Consider the following 16656-nt stretch of genomic DNA (forward strand, 5'->3'; position numbering starts at 1 on the left):
CGTGGCGCGTGGCGTGTTGGACGGCCTGCGGCGATGAGGAACAATGGAACGGATGAACCGGCCTCACGACCGACGCGCGGACGCGACCCGTCGTGTGCGCGGGGGCGACGAGACCCGGCGGATGCCCGGGGCGCCACAGCGTCCCGAGGAGCACCCGGGATCGGTCAACTACCCCGTCGACGAAGCGCAGCCGGGCGGCCCCCGCCGGAGCGGGCGCGTGCCACCGCCGCCCGTCCCGCCGCGCCCCGCACCACCGCACCGCGGTCCGTCGAAGGCCGACGCCTACCGTCCGCCACCGACGCGCAACCCCCATCTCGACCCGATCGACCCGGGCCAGGGTGACCCTGGCCACGACGAGCCCACCGACGACGCCCGCGAGCGGCGGGATCCGGTGGCCGGCGGCCGCGCGATGCCGCGCAAGCTCACCGTCACCCGGGTGGCCGCCCTGCGGGGGCGGGAGCTCACGTCGAAGGGTGTGGGCCGGGTGCGCCGCGCCGCCACCGCCGACGGGGCCGACCGCTCCGGTCTCACGGCGCTGACCCTGCCGGTGATCCTCAACTACGCCGTCGACGCCGCGATGATGGTCGCGCTGGCCAACACCCTGTTCTTCGCCGCGGCGAGCGCGGAGAGCAAGGGCAAGGTGGCGCTGTACCTCGCGTTGACCATCGCGCCGTTCGCGCTCATCGCGCCGCTCATCGGACCCATGCTCGACCGGTTGCAGCGCGGTCGCCGCATCGCGATGGCCACCACGTTCGGGATCCGTGGGCTGCTCGCGTTGCTGATCATGACCAACTCGGGGTGGGACGCCGCGTCGAACCAACTCACCTACGACCCGTGGGTCCTCTATCCCTGTGCGCTGGGCCTGCTGGTGCTGTCGAAGTCGTTCGGCGTGCTCAAGTCGGCGGTGACACCGCGGGTGCTGCCGCCCAGCATCGACCTCGTCCGCGTGAACTCGCGGCTGACGACGTGGGGTCTCGTGGCCGGCACGATCGTCGGCGGCGCCATGGCGGCCCTGTTCGAGACGGCGCTGGGACGTGTACTGCCACTGCACCTCCCGGGCGCGATGGTCCTGCTGCTGATCCTCGCGGCGGTCGCGTCGTACGCCTGCATGCGCATCCCGGCGTGGGTCGAGGTCACCGAGGGCGAGATCCCGACGACCCTGACCTATCACGGGGAACCCGCCGCACCCCGATCCGCGACCAAGGCGTTCACGCCGTCGGCGCTCGCCGCCACGATGCGCCAACCACTCGGCCGCTTCGTGCTCACCGGACTGTGGGGCAACGGGACGATCCGCGTGCTCACCGGCTTCCTCACGCTCTACATCGCGTTCTACGCGAAGTCGAACCAGGACAACCACTCCGGCTGGGTCCAGCTCGCGCTCATCGGATCGGTGGGTGCCGCGGCGGGTATCGGCAACTTCGTCGGCAACGCCGCCGGCACCCGACTGCAGTTGAAGAACCCCCAGCGGATCGTCGTCGCGTCGACGGTCGCGAGCCTCGTCGTCTGCGTGCTGGCCGCCGTGTTCGGGTCCATCGTGGTGGCGGCCCTGGCGGCACTCGTCGCGTCGGGCACGAGCGCGATCGGCAAGGTCTGCCTCGACTCGTCGATCCAGAACGACCTCCCCGACGAGTCCCGGGCATCGGCCTTCGGCCGGTCGGAGTCGGTGCTGCAGATGTGCTGGGTCGTCGGTGCCGCGCTCGGCGTGCTGCTGCCGCCCACCCTGTGGATCGGCTTCACCGTGGTGGCGGTCATCCTCGCCGTCGGTACGGTGCAGACGATCGCGACCGACCGTGGCGCGACGCTGGTGCCCGGGTTCGGCGGACGCCGACCGGGTCAGGCGCTGCCGACCGGGGCGATCGAGATCGACACGCAGGGTGGACGAGAGGAACGTACGTGGGCTCGCTGACGCGGGGCGAGAAGAAGTTCGGGCTCGTCGCGGGGGTCGTCCTGCTGGTGACCGCGGCGATCGTCGTGACGTCGGTGTGGTTGCTCACCCGCGACGGCGACGAGGAGTCGCCGTACATCCAGGCCACCACCGGCAGCGACCTCGTGCGCGTCGAGCCGACCATCTACTGCGGCATCGACCTCTCCGACTGCCGGCAGGGCACACCGGGCACGTTCGCCCAGCGCCTGTCGGTGCCGGTGGGCCGTTCCGTCCTGGTGTCGGTGGGCAAGGAGATCGCCACGGCGCCGTGGGTGCTGACGCTGGAGTACCTCACCCCGCGCGGGTTCGAACAGCGGTCGCAGCTGTTCACCCCGGATCAGAAGTACTCGTTCTCCGCGCGGTCCACCCCGGACGCGATGCTCAGCACCATCGAGGTGCGTCTGCCCTCGAGCCGGATCGACGAGTCGGGGGCACCGATCACCCGGGCGTTCTGGTCGGTGAACACCCTCCCGCCGGGCACCCGCGTGCCGCAGCGCTGACGCCGTCGGAGCGGGAGGTCAGTGGTCGAGCTCGCGGGCGACCGCCCGGACGACCTCGGAGATGCGTTGCGCGGTCTTGCGATCGGGGTAGCGACCCTTGCGCAGGTCGGGCTGCACCTTCGCCTCCAGCAGGGTGATCAGGTCGGCCACCATGCCGTGCAGCTCGTCGGGCGTGTGCCGCTTGGACGCCTCACGCGCGGCCTCACGGTGGTTCTTCGCCACGCTGGGCGCGGGGTCGAGCACGGTCACCGACAGCGCCTGCGGTCCGCGACGGCCCGCGGCCATGCCGAACTCGACGCGCTGGCCCGGCTTGAGCGCCTCCACCCCGTTGGGCAGCGCGCTCGACCGGACGTAGACGTCCTCGCCGTCGTCCTGGGAGAGGAAGCCGAAGCCCTTCTCCGCGTCGTACCACTTCACCTTGCCGGTCGGCACCGTGTCACCTGCACATCTCGTCGAGGTCGATTCATGACGAATGCGCCCACCTGTCGGGCCGGAAGGCCCGTCGGGGGACGCATCGATGTCCCATTCTACCGCGCGGGACGAGAAAGTCCGCAGTCGTCACGGGGTCGACCGCCGCGACGCCCGCCCGCGGTTGGCACGGCCGATCGTCGCCCGACTACCGTCGATGCATGCGAGATCAGACCGGCGACCGGCTCCTGTACGTCGCACTCGCCTTCTTCGCGGTCGGCCTCGTCGCGATCGTCACGATGTTCGCGGTCCCGGCGCTCGACGACGGCGTCCGTGCGCCGGTCTGGGTGTACGCGTTGACCCTGGGCCTGCCGATCGGCTTCGTGCTGGCGATCGCGTTCGCCCTCCGGTCGGGACGACGTCGTCGCGACCTCCTCGACGACGCTCACGACGGCGTCGACACCCGCGACGACAAGGGACCCCGATGACCGCCCGCACGTCCGTCACCCTCCAACCCGCCGACGACGGGGCCGCGCTGCGTCGCGCGTACAGCTGCTTCCCGTCCGGTGTGGTCGGGGTGTGCGCCGAGATCGACGGCACGCCCGTGGGGATGGCCGCGAGCTCGTTCGCCACCGTGTCGCTCGAACCCGCGCTCGTGTCGCTGTGTGTGCAGCACACGTCGAGCACCTGGCCGAAGCTGCGGTCGGCGCCGACGCTGGGTCTGAGTGTCTTCGCGGCCGACCAGGTCGCGCTGTGCAAGCAGCTCGCCGGCCCCTCCGAGCACCGCTTCGACGGGTTCGAGCCCCGCGTCGCCGACAGCGGCTCCGTGTTCGTCCCGGACGCGGCCGCCGTCCTCGACTGCACCGTCTACAACGAGGTGCCCGCGGGCGACCACGTCCTGGTGCTGCTGCGCATCGACGCACTCGACGCCGACCCGTCCGTCGAGCCGCTCGTCTTCCATGCGAGCACCTTCCGTGCCCTGGAGACCCGCGCCTGACGTCTACCCTGGTGGTATGACCTCGATCGGCCTCGGCATCCCGCTCGCGATGCCCCCGGGTGCGCCCGCCGCGCCGGCCGATCGCACGGAGATGCCGTCGGTGGGGCCGATGCTCGACACCCACGGCCGGACGACCCGCGACCTGCGCGTCTCCGTGACCGATCGCTGCAATCTGCGCTGCACCTACTGCATGCCCGCCGACGGCCTCGACTGGCTGCCCGCCGCCGATCTCCTGAGCGCCGACGAGATGGTCCGCCTCATCCGACTGGCCGTCGACGAACTGGGCATCACGGCGGTCCGCTTCACCGGCGGTGAACCGCTGGTCCGGCGGGACCTCGTCGACATCGTCGCCGCCGTGACAGCCCTGCCCGGTGCACCCGAGGTGTCGCTGACGACCAACGGCCTGTCGCTGCGGCGGCACGCCCGCGCACTCGCCGACGCCGGTGTGGCCCGCGTGAACGTCTCCCTCGACACGCTCGACCGCGAGCGGTTCGCCGCGATCACCCGACGCGATCGCCTGCACGATGTCCTCGACGGGCTCGCCGCCGCCCACGAGGCCGGGCTGCGCCCGGTCAAGGTCAACGCCGTGCTGCACCCCGACGGCGGACTCGACGACGCCCCGGAACTGCTCCGGATGTCTCTGCGCGAGGGCTACTCGCTGCGGATCATCGAGCAGATGCCGCTCGACGCCGAGCACCGGTGGTCGCGCGCCGCGATGATCACCGCCGACCAGGTGCACGAGCGCCTCTCCCGCGAGTTCGACCTCGTCCCCGACCCCGCTCCCCGGGGCGCCTCGCCGGCCCAGACGTGGCTCGTCGACGGGCACTGGGCGGTCGACGGCACAGGGCGTCGTGTGCCGGCGAAGGTCGGGATCATCGCGTCGGTGACGCGGCCGTTCTGCGGCGACTGCGACCGCACCCGTCTCACCGCCGACGGCCAGGCCCGGACGTGCCTGTTCTCGACCGTCGAGACCGACCTTCGCGGCCTGCTGCGGTCCGGCGCCGACGACGCGGCCGTCGCCGACGCCTGGCGCGTCGCGACCTGGGGGAAACTCCCCGGCCACGCCATCGACGACCCCGGTTTCCTCCAGCCCGACCGACCCATGTCGGCGATCGGCGGATGACCGCGGGCACCGACGCCCACGACGTCCGCGTCGAGGTGCGCTATTTCGCCGCGGCCGAGGCGGCAGCGGGCCGCGCGGGCGAGACCGTCGTGCTGCCCTCGTCGGCGACCCTGGCCGATCTCCGGGCGCAGCTCGGTGCCGACAACCCCGCCCTCGCCCGCGTCCTCACCCGGTGCTCGTTCCTCCGCGACGCCGTGGTGGTCCGCGACCACGACACCCCCCTCGCCGGCGCGACCGTGATCGAGGTGCTGCCGCCGTTCGCCGGCGGCTGACCGTCGTCGCAGCGCACGCCCGCGTCCGACTCGTCCGATGCATCGAGATCGTGTGCGACACAGCCCTTGTGACCACGCTCCGACGAGCACACGGGATTTCTTCCCGCAGCGTGTCGCAGACAGTGTGAGGTTCTTCACATCACGGTCCGGTCACGGATGGGACACGGGATGGGTATCGACGCTGTCACCAGCATGGACGCCGTCACACGTCCGACACATGGCCCACACAGGCGTGATCGTTTGTCACGCGAAGGTATGACGTCGCCGGGCAGAACACGTAGCGTCCATCTCGGCCGCACCTGTGGCCACACCACAAGCACACAGGCTCTTGTCCTTCGCGCCGAACCTCGTTCCACGGACAGGGCCTCGACAGACCAGCTTCAGGAACGAGGACGGGGGACCCACCTCGTCGACGGACACCAGACGGTGCACGGGGTCGACGAGGATCGGGGCCGGCCACAGGTCGGATCCCTTGGGGTGAAGCTCCGCGCATGCGGAGCCGGGCAACCTCTCAGCCCGAACCCGACAGCTCACTTCGCAGGCGCGTGGAGAGAGGAAGAACAACACCCATGTCCGGACGTCATCGCAAGCAGTCCTCCGCAACCCGCACCGCCGCCAAGGTCGTGCTCACCTCCGCCGTCATCGGCGGCGGCGCCAGCGCGTTCTTCGGTGTCGGGACCGCCTCCGCGGCCACCGACGACCAGTGGAACCAGGTCGCCCAGTGTGAGTCGGGTGGCAACTGGGCCATCAACACCGGCAACGGCTACCAGGGCGGACTGCAGTTCAGCCAGAGCACCTGGGCCGGCAACGGCGGCACCGAGTACGCGCCGACCGCCAACCAGGCCACCAAGGAGCAGCAGATCGCCGTCGCCGAGCGCGTGCTCGCCGGCCAGGGCAAGGGCGCATGGCCCGTCTGCGGCACCGGCCTCGGCGCCGCGACGCCGCGCTCCGCCCCGACCGACCTGCCGAAGGCGCCGTCGCTGCCCTCCGTCCAGGACGTGAAGGACCAGGCCGCGAAGACCACCGCGGACGTCAAGAAGCAGGTCGACGAGATCGTGAAGAACGCCCAGCAGAAGGGCAAGATCGATCCCGCGGTCGCCGGGCTCTGGGAGCAGGCCAAGAAGAGCGGCATCAACCTCTCGGCCGAGCAGATCGCCCTGTTCAACCAGAACAAGGGACTGATCCCCTTCCAGTGATCACCTCGGTGATCGGGTAGGCACCCTCAGACGAAGGGCCCCGCATGTGACCTCTGGTCCGTGCGGGGCCCTTTTCCATTCCCGACCACCCGCCCCTGCCACCCCGTCGAGTGGGCGGTTACAGACGTCGAGTGGGCGGTTACGGACGTCCGTTGGGCAGTCGACGTCCGCAAACGCCCAGTCGACGTCTCCAAAAGCCCAGTCGACGTCCGGTGAGGGGGGTCGGTCAGGCGGAGCCGACCCATTCGTCGGTGCCGTCGGCGAACATCTGGTGCTTCCACACCGGCAACGCCGCCTTCACGTCGTCGACGACGCGCGAACACACCTCGAACGCCGCCCGACGATGGTCCGCCGACACCGCGACGACGAACGCGATGTCCCCGATGGCGAGGTCGCCGACGCGGTGCGAGACCGCGATGGCCCGGGCGCCGTCGGACTCGGCGGCGATCCCCGTGACGACGTCGGCGAGGACCTGTTCCGCGGTCGGATGGGCGCTGTAGTGCAGGGCACGCACCGATCGTGCGCTGTCGTGGTCGCGCACAGCCCCGGTGAAGCACACGACGGCACCGGCGGCGTCGTCGTGGACAGCGCGCTGGTGGTCGTCGGGGTCGAGGACGTCGGCGGTGACGACGGCGCGCGTGACCCGCGCGCCGCTCACCGGTGATCGCCTCCGCGGATCTGGTCGAGCGCGTGGTCCAGCACCGGCTCCAGCACCGACAGGCCGTCGCGAACGCCGCCGGTGGACCCGGGGAGGTTGACGATCAGCGTCGTGCCCGCGATGCCGGCGACACCCCGAGACAGGACCGCGGTGGGCACGGCGTCCGACCCGGCGGCGCGCACGGCGTCCGCGAGACCGGGGATCTCCCTGTCGAGGAGGGGGCGCGTCTGTTCGGGCGTCGTGTCGGTCGGTGTGAGGCCCGTCCCACCGGTGGTGAGGACCAGCGCCGCGCCGGCGGCGACAGCGGCCCGCAACGACACCCCGACGGCGTCACCGTCGGCGACCACGTCGAGCGCCTCGACGACGAACCCGCGCTCGGTCAGCCACGCCTCGATGACGGGCCCGGTGCGGTCGGGGTAGGTGCCGGAGGCGGCACGCGTGGAGGCGACGACGATCCGTGCGATCCGCGCGTCAGTCACGCGTCCACCGACCGTGCTTGCCGCCGCGCTTCTCGACGAGCCGGATGTCGGTCATGCTCCCGCGGGGATCGAGGGCCTTGCACATGTCGTGCAGGGTGAGGCCGGCCACCGCGACGGCGGTGAGCGCCTCCATCTCCACCCCGGTGCGATCGGCCGTCGCGGCGGTGGCCGTCACCTCGACGGTCGAGTCGGCGACGTGCAGGTCCACCGACACCGACGACAACGCGACCTGGTGGCACAGCGGGATGAGGTCGGGTGTGCGTTTGGCACCCATGATCGCGGCGATGCGTGCCGTGGCGAGCACGTCACCCTTGGCGACGGTGCCGTCGGAGATGGCCGCGACGACCTCGGGGGTGGTGCGGAAGGTGCCCGCTGCCACCGCGATCCGGTGGGTCACGGGCTTGCCGCCGACGTCGACCATGCGGGCTGCGCCGTCGGCGTCGACGTGCGACAGCCGACGGGGCGCCGGGTCGGTCATGCGGTCAGCGATTGACCGTGGTCTTGGCGTGTGTGTACGGGAGCTGATCGACCGGGAGGGGGAACTCGGTCTCACCGAACGGAGAGAGAGCTCCGGAGATCGACGCCGCGAACTCCGAGACGGCGTGCTCGTGATCGCCCTCGTCGCTCTGGGGCCACCCGTTGTCGACGTAACGCTTCTTGCTGCTCTTATCGGCCACGGCGTCATTCTGCCATGAGGGGTCTCCCTATCATCGGTGAGATGACCTCGTCGGATCGTGCGTCCCGTCGCGCCGCGGCGGCCCCCGAGACCCCGACGACCCCGGTCACCCTCGCCGACGACCTGACCGCCCGCTCCGACGAGCAGCTGGTCGCACTGTTGGCGGCCCGCCCCGATCTCGCCAGTCCCCCGCCGGCCGGGACCGCGGTGCTGGCGCAGCGCGCGCTCGCCGCGCCGTCGATCAACCTCGTCGCCGACGACCTCGACCTGCTCGGCGTCGCGGTGCTGGAGCAGATCATCCGACTCTGCTCGGCCGCCGCGGGCCGGGGCGGCGCCGACGCACCCGACGTGGGGACGACCTCCGCCGACGACGTGCGGGCGGCGTTGACCGGTCGTGCCGACGACGACGCCATCACCGCCCGCGTCGACCTGCTGCGGGATCGCGCCCTGATCTGGGGCCCCGACACGGCGCTGCGCACCGCCGCGCACGCACCCGCTGCCCTGCCCGGGCGTGGCCTGCACCTCACGGGCCCGCTCGCCGGGGTCGACACCGCCGACCTGCGATCCCGCCTCGACGGTCTCGACGACCGCGAACGCGAACTCATCGAGACCCTGGCGCAGGGGTCGCCGCTGGGACGCACCCGCGATGCCGCCCCCGACGCCGACCCGAGCCGACCGGTCCCCCGCCTCATCGCGATGGACCTGCTGACCCGCGTGGACGACCAGACCGTGGAGCTGGCACCCGTCGTCGGCGCGATGGTGCGCGGCGAACGGACGTCGGGTCCCCGGGATCTGCGCGAGCCGCGCCTGCAGGCCGCCACCGACGCCGCGTCGGTCGCACCCGGGGGACGTCGGTCAGGGGCGAAGGACGTCGACGCCGCCGCCGGCGGTGAGGCGTTGGAGCTGCTGCGCCACCTCTCCGAGACCCTCGACGTCCTCGGCGCCACCCCCGCCGCCGTCCTGCGGTCCGGCGGGCTGGGCGTGCGGGAGATGCGTCGCGTCGCGAAGGCCACCGGCCTCGACCCGGCCCGTCAGTCGTTCGTCGTCGAGATCGCCTCGGCGGCCCGTCTCCTCGACAGCGGCTTCCCCGATCCCCCGATCGGTGCCGGGGAGGCGGTCTGGGCCCCGACCACCGCGCTGGACACCTACACCCACCAGCCCGCCGAACGCCGCTGGCAGACCGTCGTCGAGGCGTGGTGGACCATGCCGCGACGCGCCTGGCTCATCGGCGAGCCCGGATCCGAGGGCTCCCCCGTGCCCGCTCTCGCCGGCGATCTCCACGACGTCGCCGCACCGATGGAACGTCGGATGATCGTCGACGCGCTGGCCACCGCCGATCCCGGCACCTCCGTCGACGTCGACTCCCTCATGGAACTGCTGGCGTGGCGTCATCCGCGGTGGCAGCGCCGCCTGCACCGGCGGTCCGTCGACGCGACCCTCGACGAGGCACGGATGCTCGGGGTGGTCGCCCGGGGCGCGGTCTCGTCCGTGGGACGCGCACTGCTCGACATCACGACCGACCGCGACCCCCGGCCCACCGCACCGGAGTCCGACGTCGACAAGACGCTGCGCCTGGCGATGGCCGCGGCTCTTCCCGAGCCGATCGACTTCTTCCTCACCCAGGCCGATCTCACGATCACCGTGCCGGGACCGCTGACGCCCGAGCTCGCGGCGGAGCTGTCGGTGCTGGCCGATCTCGAATCCGGCGGCGCCGCATCGGTGTACCGCGTCACCGAGGACTCGGTGCGCCGTGCGCTCGACACCGGCCGCACGGGCACCGAGATCACCGGGTTCGTCGCCGCCCACTCCCGGACCCCGGTGCCGCAGTCGCTGGAGTACCTCGTGACCGACGTCGCCCGCCGCCACGGGCAGCTGCGGGTGGGTGTCGCGGCGTCGTTCGTCCGATGCGAGGACGCGACCACCCTGGCCGCGGTCCTCTCGTCGCCGGTGGCCGAGTCACTGGCGCTGCGGGCGTTGGCGCCCACCGTCGCGGTGTCGCAGGCACCGCTGCGACAGGTGCTCGACGAACTGCGCGGCGCCGGGTTCGCCCCGGCCGGTGAGGATTCCAGCGGCGCCCTCGTCGACATGCGCGAACACGGGGTGCGGCTGCCCGGTGGCCGTGGCCCGCGCCGCGCCCCGACACGTCGGCCCACCCAGATCGGGCCGGAGCGGCTCGCCGCGGTCGTGGACCGGATGCGGTCGCACGACGCCGCCGAGTCCGCGGTCCCCGCGCGGGGTGTCGCCTCCGTCCGGTCGGGCGGGGGCGAGTCCGCGACGGCGCTCCTGCAGATGGCCGTGCGGACCGGTCGGCGGGTGCGCATCGGCTACGTCGACGCCCACGGGTCGGCGAGCAAACACGTCGTCCTGCCCACGACGGTCGGCGCGGGCCAGCTGGTGACCGGACCGGCCGACACCGCCGACGAGGCCGCACAGCGTTACCAGTTGCACCGCATCACCTCGGTGGAACTGCTCGAGAACTGACCTGACCTGCGGCGACGTGGCCGCGACCGGCCCGCGCGCAGCGGGTGTGGACAATGGATGGGTGACCGAAGGCCCGCTGATCGTCCAGTCCGACAAGACCCTCCTGCTCGAGGTCGACCACCCGCAGGCCGGGGAGGCCCGCGCGGCCATCGCACCGTTCGCCGAACTCGAGCGCGCACCGGAGCACATCCACACCTACCGCGTCACCCCGCTGGCCCTGTGGAACGCCCGCGCCGCCGGCCACGACGCCGAGCAGGTGGTCGACGCACTCGTCTCGTTCTCCCGGTACGCGGTCCCGCAACCGCTGCTGATGGACATCGTCGACACCATGGGTCGCTTCGGCCGCCTGCAGCTGGTGAAGAGCCCGGTGCACGGCCTCACCCTGAACAGCCTCGACCGCGCCGTGCTCGAGGAGGTGATGCGCAACAAGAAGATCGCCCCGATGCTCGGTGCCCGCATCGACGACGACACCGTGATCGTGCATCCGTCCCAGCGTGGCCACATCAAGCAGCTCCTGCTGAAGATCGGTTGGCCCGCCGAGGATCTCGCCGGATACGTCGACGGCGAGGCGCATCCGATCGAGCTGGCGCAGGACGACTGGGAGCTGCGTGACTACCAGCAGATGGCGGCCGACTCCTTCTGGGACGGCGGCTCGGGCGTCGTCGTGCTGCCGTGTGGCGCGGGCAAGACTATGGTCGGCGCCGCGGCGATGGCGAAAGCCGGTGCCACGACGCTGATCATGGTGACCAACACCGTCGCCGGTCGACAGTGGAAGCGGGAGCTCATCGCGCGAACCTCGCTCACCGAGGAGGAGATCGGTGAGTACTCCGGTGAGCGCAAGGAGATCCGGCCGGTCACCATCGCGACGTACCAGGTGATGACACGGAAGTCGAAGGGCGAGTACCGCAACCTCGAACTGTTCGACTCCCGCGACTGGGGCCTCATCATCTACGACGAGGTCCACCTGCTGCCCGCACCGGTCTTCCGCATGACCGCCGACCTGCAGTCCCGCCGACGCCTCGGCCTGACCGCGACGCTCGTGCGCGAGGACGGCCGCGAGGGCGACGTGTTCAGCCTCATCGGACCCAAGCGCTACGACGCCCCCTGGAAGGACATCGAGTCGCAGGGCTGGATCGCTCCCGCCGACTGCGTCGAGGTGCGCGTCACCCTCACCGAGAACGAACGCCTGCAGTACGCGGTGGCCGAGGCGGAGGAGAAGTACAAGCTCTGCTCGACCGCCCACACCAAGGTCAACGTGGTGAAGTCCATCCTGGCCCGGCACGAGGGGGCGCCGACGCTGATCATCGGCGCCTACATCGACCAGCTCGAGGAGCTCGGCGAGGCTCTCGACGCCCCGGTGATCCAGGGGTCGACGAAGAACAAGGACCGCGAGATCCTCTTCGACCGGTTCCGCAACGGTGAGATCTCGACGCTGGTGGTGAGCAAGGTCGCCAACTTCTCCATCGACCTGCCCGAGGCGTCGGTGGCCGTGCAGGTGTCGGGCACCTTCGGCTCGCGGCAGGAGGAGGCGCAGCGCCTCGGACGGTTGCTGCGACCGAAGAAGGACGGCGGACAGGCGCACTTCTACTCGGTCGTCTCCCGCGACACCCTCGACGCCGACTACGCCGCACACCGCCAGCGGTTCCTCGCCGAGCAGGGCTACGCGTACCGCATCACCGACGCCGACGACCTCCTCGGCCCGGCCATCGGCTGAGCGTCAGCCCGACGTGAGGACGTCGGCGCAGTAGGTGACCGGGTTGGGGCGGCGGTAGCTGAGCTGCTCACCGGCGGTGCAGACGTCCGACGCCGACGACTCGACCCGCTGGGCCACCTTGATCACCGTCTTCGAGAAGGCGAGATCGGTGGCGGAGCAGTCGACCTCGGCGAAGTCGGTCACCGATCCCGACTGCCCGGGCAGCGAGTAGCACTTGCCCTCGCGGAGGTTCGGCGTGAGGCACAGCCGACCCTTGCCGCGCTGTGTGAGGTGCAGGGCGAACTCGTCCGCGCACTGCGCGTTCTCGTCGACCTTCTGGCCGATGTAGAAGCTGAAATCGTCGGACCCGCAGTCCGCCCTGTGAGGCGTCGCCTCGGAGCTGGTGCCCGACACGGTGATGCAGCTGCCGGTCGTCGCGTCGTCGATGTCGTTGATCTCGTGGGACTGGACGACGATCCCCGCGATCACCACGGCGATCAACAGCACGACGGAGATGACCGAGGCGACCACGACCCACTTCAGCCACGATCGTTTCCGCGGTGGCACCGGTGCACCCCAGGGCGGCGGACCACCGGGGAACTGACCGGCCGGGTTCTGGCCATAGGGGTTCTGTCCGTACGGGTTCTGGCCATAGGGGTTCTGTCCGTACGGGTTCTGTCCGTACGGCGGCGGGAACGACTGCGGCGGCTGACCCTGGTACGGCGGCGGATACGACGGGGGCTGGCCGAGCGGCGGATAGGACTGCGGCTCGGTGGGGCCGTTCCCGGGATCGGGCGCGCCGTAGCGGGGTTCGGACCCCTCGGGGCCGTCCTGGGGACCGGTCATGACCTCACCCTAGACCGGGCTCCGCGCACTCACCTCGCGGTCGTCGGCGCCAGACAGTAGGCGATGGGCCGCGGCCGCGTGGTGCCCCAGGCCACCTCGCCGGCGGCGCACCGCAGCACCGAGGTCCCGTCGGCGCGTCGGGTCACCGCGTAGATCGGGGAGTCCGACGCACCCGACACCGTCGAGCACCCCTTGCGTTCGTACCGCGCGACATGGCCGGCGGACGGCGCCGCCGTCGGGGTGGGCAGCAGATAGCACCGGCCGGCGCGCAGATCGGGGACCAGACAGAGCGTGGCGTCACCGACGGAGATCCGCACCGACGTCGCGACGATCGATGCGCCGGTCCCGCCCGGGCAGCTCGAGCGCCGCTCGGTGCGCGACGCGACGTAGAACGTCATGCCCTCACCGGTGCACCCCACCGTGTCCACGGCGACGGCACCGTTGCCGCGGTCCTGCACCACCACGCAGCCGCCGACGGCAGCGTCCCCGGACGCCCCCGCGGTCCCGCGCGCACCCACCGCGGCCACCACCGCGATCGCGACCAGCAGCGCGACGATGACGCCCACGGCGACGACCAACGGCCGGGTCGCCACCGACCGCCGGCGGCGCTCAGAGGTGGGCGCATCGGTGGGCACCGACCGACCCTACGGCCGGTGTCGCGCCTGTGACAGCCTGGACAGATGAGCACCGTCGCGCGTCTGGCGCCGTTCGCCACCACCGTGTTCGCCGAGATGTCCCAGCTCGCGCTCGCCCACGACGCGATCAACCTGGGCCAGGGATTCCCCGACACCGACGGTCCGCAGTCCCTGCTCGACACTGCCTGCACCGCGATCAGGTCCGGCGCCAACCAGTACCCGCCCGGCCCCGGCGTCCCGGCGCTGCGCGCGGCGATCGCGGCGCAGCAGTCGCGGCACGTCGGCCTCGAGTACGACCCCGACACCGAGGTGCTCGTCACGGTCGGCGCCACCGAGGCGATCGCCGCCGCGGTCGTGGGGTTGGTGGAGCCCGGCGCCGAGGTCGTGCTCATCGAGCCCTTCTACGACGCCTACGCCGCGGCCGTCGCCATGTCGGGAGGGTTCCGACGGTCGGTGCCGCTCGTCGCCGACGGAGACGGCTTCACCCTCGACCGCGACGCCCTGGCCGAGACCATCACCGACAAGACCGCGGCGGTCGTCGTCAACAGTCCGCACAACCCCACGGGGTCGGTCCTGTCCGACGAGGACCTCGCCGCGATCGCCGCCGAGTGCATCGACCACGACGTGATCGCCATCAGCGACGAGGTCTACGAGTACCTCGTCTTCGATGACCGCGTGCACCGGTCCATCGCGTCGGTGCCGGGGATGCGTGAGCGCACCGTGCGGATCTCCAGCGCGGCGAAGACCTTCAACGTGACGGGATGGAAGGTCGGATGGCTCAGCGGCCCCGCACATCTCGTCGCCGCCGCACGCACCGCGAAACAGTTCATGACGTTCGTCGGCAGCGGCCCGTTCCAGCCCGCGGTCGCCGGTGCCCTGGACACCGAGATGGACTGGGTCGACGCCAATCGCAAGGACCTGCAACGCAAGCGGGACCTCGTCTCCGACGCCCTCGCCGACATCGGGTTCGCCGTGCACCGCACCGAGGGCACTTTCTTCGTCTGCGCCGACCCGCGTCCCCTCGGCATCGACGACGGTGAGGCGCTGTGTCGGTCACTGCCCGGGACCCACGGGGTGGCCGCGGTGCCGGTCAGTGCCTTCGTGGACCGTCGCGAGCCGTGGCAGCACCTCATCCGGTTCGCGTTCGCCAAACGGGACGACGTCCTGCAGGAGGGCATCGAGCGACTGCGTCGCCTCGCGCCCTGATCACTCGCACACACGTTCGATCGGGGCGTAGACTGGCGGCATGACCTCCGCAGGCACCCAGGGGTCGTTGTTCGCCGCCGACGACGGCGAACCGACCGTCACCGCACTCGGCTCCGCTGTGCGTCGGCGGGTCCTCACCGCCGGGGCCTGGGTCGATGTCCGCCCCGGGTTCATCGACGGCGCCGACGCCCTCTTCGACCACCTGCGCGACGAGGTGCCGTGGCGTGCCGAACGGCGGCAGATGTACGACCGCGTCGTCGACGTGCCGCGGCTGCTGTGCACGTACCACGAGGACGACCCGCTGCCCCACCCTGTCCTCGACGCCGCCCGAGACGCACTGACCAGGCACTATCGCGCCGAACTCCCCGAGGGGTTCGCGACCGCCGGGATGTGTTGCTACCGAGACGGTTCCGACAGCGTCACGTGGCACGGCGACACGATCGGCCGTGGCAGCACCGAGGACACCATGGTCGCGATCGTGTCGCTGGGATCTCCTCGGCCGCTCATGCTGCGCCCCCGCGGAGGCGGGCAGTCACTCCGGTTCGTCGTCTCGCACGGTGACCTGCTGGTGATGGGTGGCAGCTGCCAGCGCACGTGGGAGCACGCCGTACCCAAGGTGACCGGCGTGGGACCGCGCATCAGCGTGCAGTTCCGCCCGTCCGGGGTGTTCTGACCTCAGATGTCGTAGGTGACGCCGGTCAGCTTCTCCGACGCGATCCACAGCGCCTGTGATACCGACTCGTCGCGTGCCTTCGAGAACGGCTTGGTCAGCGTCGGCGCGCCACGCAGGCCACCGAGGTCCTTCGGACCGTAGAACGCCCCCGAGGCCGCGTCGGGTGATGTCGCGGCATACAACTCGGGCAGCGCGCCGTTCGACGCCGACTGCCCCACGAGCCGGTTGGTCAACGACATGATGCGGTCGTACACCGACTCCGTGTGCGACTGCAGGTTGGTGCTGGCGTACCCGGGGTGTGCAGCCATCGAGGAGACGGTCGACCCCGACCGTCCCAGGCGGCGGGCCAGCTCGAACGCGAAGTGCAGGTTGGCCAGCTTCGACTGCCCGTAGGCGGTCCACCGCTCGTAGCGGCGACGGTCGTAGTTGAGGTCGTCGAGGTCGATCTTGCCTGTGGCGTGCGCGAACGACGACACCGTGACGACGCGGTCGGCGATCTTCGGCAGCAGCAGTCCGGTGAGGGCGAAGTGACCGAGATGGTTGGTGCCGAACTGCATCTCGAACCCGTCGGCGGTGCGGCCCTTGGGCACAGCCATCACACCGGCGTTGTTGACGAGGACGTCGACCTTCTCGACGGTGTCGGCGAACTCCCGCACCGACGACAGGTCGGCGAGGTCGAGACGCGCCACGGTGGCGTTCGCGCCGATCTCCCGGGCGACGGGCTGCGCCTTCTCGGTCGAGCGGCAGGCCAGGATCACCGACCCACCCGCGGCGCCGATCGCCTTCGCGGCCTCGGCGCCGAGCCCGCTGTTGGCGCCGGTGATCACGAACGTCCGGCCGGTCTGATCAGGGATGTCCTTCGCGGTCCACGTCACGACCGCGATCCTAT

At 71.4% G+C, this 16656-nt stretch carries 19 protein-coding genes and 1 riboswitch; of the genes, 11 read left to right on the forward strand and 8 right to left on the reverse strand.

Going from position 1 to position 16656, the window contains the following annotated elements; translation table 11 throughout:
• Window positions 1–43: 43 nt before the first annotated feature.
• Together LX14_RS02665 and LX14_RS02670 are read left to right on the forward strand one after the other, a co-directional pair.
• Window positions 44–1906 carry an MFS transporter gene (locus tag LX14_RS02665; protein ID WP_253645733.1) on the forward strand — a complete coding sequence of 621 codons (1863 nt, stop codon included), beginning with the start codon at window positions 44–46 and terminating at the stop codon, window positions 1904–1906.
• The gene (locus LX14_RS02670) at window positions 1894–2424 is read left to right on the forward strand and encodes a DUF2771 family protein (RefSeq protein ID WP_253645734.1); all 531 of its coding nucleotides are present in this window, start codon (window positions 1894–1896) and stop codon (window positions 2422–2424) included. Before LX14_RS02665 ends, LX14_RS02670 begins: the two co-directional genes overlap by 13 nt.
• A gap of 18 nt (window positions 2425–2442) precedes the next feature.
• Here the strand turns inward: LX14_RS02670 and LX14_RS02675 are convergent, their stop codons facing one another.
• Window positions 2443–2856, reverse strand: coding sequence for a cold-shock protein (locus LX14_RS02675; RefSeq protein WP_253645735.1), 414 nt, complete (start codon window positions 2854–2856; stop codon window positions 2443–2445).
• A gap of 197 nt (window positions 2857–3053) precedes the next feature.
• On the opposite strand from LX14_RS02675, the gene LX14_RS02680 reads away from it, so the two are divergent.
• The 5 genes from LX14_RS02680 to LX14_RS02700 all read left to right on the forward strand — a co-directional run bounded on the left by LX14_RS02680 (window position 3054) and on the right by LX14_RS02700 (window position 6420).
• Entirely contained in the window at window positions 3054–3320 is a 267-nt protein-coding gene (locus tag LX14_RS02680) for a hypothetical protein (RefSeq protein ID WP_253645736.1), read from the forward strand.
• The gene (locus tag LX14_RS02685; RefSeq protein WP_253645737.1) at window positions 3317–3829 is read left to right on the forward strand and encodes a flavin reductase family protein; all 513 of its coding nucleotides are present in this window, start codon (window positions 3317–3319) and stop codon (window positions 3827–3829) included. Before LX14_RS02680 ends, LX14_RS02685 begins: the two co-directional genes overlap by 4 nt.
• A 100-nt stretch (window positions 3830–3929) precedes the next feature.
• Entirely contained in the window at window positions 3930–4952 is a 1023-nt protein-coding gene (moaA, locus tag LX14_RS02690; RefSeq protein ID WP_253647862.1) for a GTP 3',8-cyclase MoaA, read from the forward strand.
• Entirely contained in the window at window positions 4949–5224 is a 276-nt protein-coding gene (locus tag LX14_RS02695) for a MoaD/ThiS family protein (protein WP_253645738.1), read from the forward strand. The genes moaA and LX14_RS02695 overlap by 4 nt, the downstream gene beginning before the upstream one ends.
• A gap of 366 nt (window positions 5225–5590) precedes the next feature.
• Window positions 5591–5784, forward strand: a riboswitch (cyclic di-AMP (ydaO/yuaA leader).
• Between the two features lie 9 nt (window positions 5785–5793).
• Window positions 5794–6420 (forward strand): transglycosylase family protein, encoded by a 627-nt coding sequence (locus LX14_RS02700; protein WP_253645739.1) that lies wholly within the window; start codon window positions 5794–5796, stop codon window positions 6418–6420.
• 226 nt (window positions 6421–6646) lie between these two features.
• Here the strand turns inward: LX14_RS02700 and LX14_RS02705 are convergent, their stop codons facing one another.
• From LX14_RS02705 to LX14_RS02720, 4 genes are read right to left on the reverse strand one after another with little or no spacing between them, the layout of a single operon-like run.
• Window positions 6647–7078 (reverse strand): molybdenum cofactor biosynthesis protein MoaE, encoded by a 432-nt coding sequence (locus LX14_RS02705; RefSeq protein WP_253645740.1) that lies wholly within the window; start codon window positions 7076–7078, stop codon window positions 6647–6649.
• Window positions 7075–7557, reverse strand: a complete 483-nt coding sequence (locus tag LX14_RS02710) for a molybdenum cofactor synthesis domain-containing protein (RefSeq protein WP_253645741.1) — start codon at window positions 7555–7557, stop codon at window positions 7075–7077. The genes LX14_RS02705 and LX14_RS02710 overlap by 4 nt, the downstream gene beginning before the upstream one ends.
• Complete coding sequence (gene moaC, locus LX14_RS02715; RefSeq protein WP_253645742.1) at window positions 7550–8035, reverse strand: cyclic pyranopterin monophosphate synthase MoaC; 486 nt, start codon at window positions 8033–8035, stop codon at window positions 7550–7552. The genes LX14_RS02710 and moaC overlap by 8 nt, the downstream gene beginning before the upstream one ends.
• A 4-nt stretch (window positions 8036–8039) precedes the next feature.
• A complete protein-coding gene (locus tag LX14_RS02720) occupies window positions 8040–8234 on the reverse strand; it encodes a hypothetical protein (RefSeq protein WP_253645743.1) in 195 nt (64 codons plus the stop codon).
• Window positions 8235–8275: 41 nt separating this feature from the next.
• On the opposite strand from LX14_RS02720, the gene LX14_RS02725 reads away from it, so the two are divergent.
• On the forward strand, window positions 8276–10714 hold the full coding sequence (locus LX14_RS02725) for a helicase-associated domain-containing protein (RefSeq protein WP_253645744.1): 2439 nt from the start codon (window positions 8276–8278) through the stop codon (window positions 10712–10714).
• A 61-nt stretch (window positions 10715–10775) separates the two neighbouring features.
• Window positions 10776–12428, forward strand: coding sequence for a DNA repair helicase XPB (locus tag LX14_RS02730; RefSeq protein WP_253645745.1), 1653 nt, complete (start codon window positions 10776–10778; stop codon window positions 12426–12428).
• A gap of 3 nt (window positions 12429–12431) precedes the next feature.
• Here the strand turns inward: LX14_RS02730 and LX14_RS02735 are convergent, their stop codons facing one another.
• Both LX14_RS02735 and LX14_RS02740 read right to left on the reverse strand, forming a co-directional pair.
• Window positions 12432–13253 (reverse strand): LppU/SCO3897 family protein, encoded by an 822-nt coding sequence (locus LX14_RS02735; RefSeq protein WP_253645746.1) that lies wholly within the window; start codon window positions 13251–13253, stop codon window positions 12432–12434.
• Window positions 13254–13282: 29 nt separating this feature from the next.
• Window positions 13283–13888, reverse strand: a complete 606-nt coding sequence (locus tag LX14_RS02740) for a hypothetical protein (protein WP_253645747.1) — start codon at window positions 13886–13888, stop codon at window positions 13283–13285.
• 45 nt (window positions 13889–13933) lie between these two features.
• On the opposite strand from LX14_RS02740, the gene LX14_RS02745 reads away from it, so the two are divergent.
• On the forward strand, window positions 13934–15094 hold the full coding sequence (locus tag LX14_RS02745) for a pyridoxal phosphate-dependent aminotransferase (protein WP_253645748.1): 1161 nt from the start codon (window positions 13934–13936) through the stop codon (window positions 15092–15094).
• A 40-nt stretch (window positions 15095–15134) separates the two neighbouring features.
• Window positions 15135–15767 (forward strand): alpha-ketoglutarate-dependent dioxygenase AlkB, encoded by a 633-nt coding sequence (locus tag LX14_RS02750; RefSeq protein WP_253645749.1) that lies wholly within the window; start codon window positions 15135–15137, stop codon window positions 15765–15767.
• A gap of 2 nt (window positions 15768–15769) precedes the next feature.
• On the opposite strand, the gene LX14_RS02755 is transcribed toward LX14_RS02750, so the two are convergent.
• Window positions 15770–16651 (reverse strand): oxidoreductase, encoded by an 882-nt coding sequence (locus LX14_RS02755; protein WP_253647863.1) that lies wholly within the window; start codon window positions 16649–16651, stop codon window positions 15770–15772.
• Window positions 16652–16656 lie beyond the last annotated feature (5 nt).

This window comes from Williamsia deligens (genome assembly GCF_024171765.1).
Taxonomy (GTDB): domain Bacteria; phylum Actinomycetota; class Actinomycetes; order Mycobacteriales; family Mycobacteriaceae; genus Williamsia_A; species Williamsia_A deligens.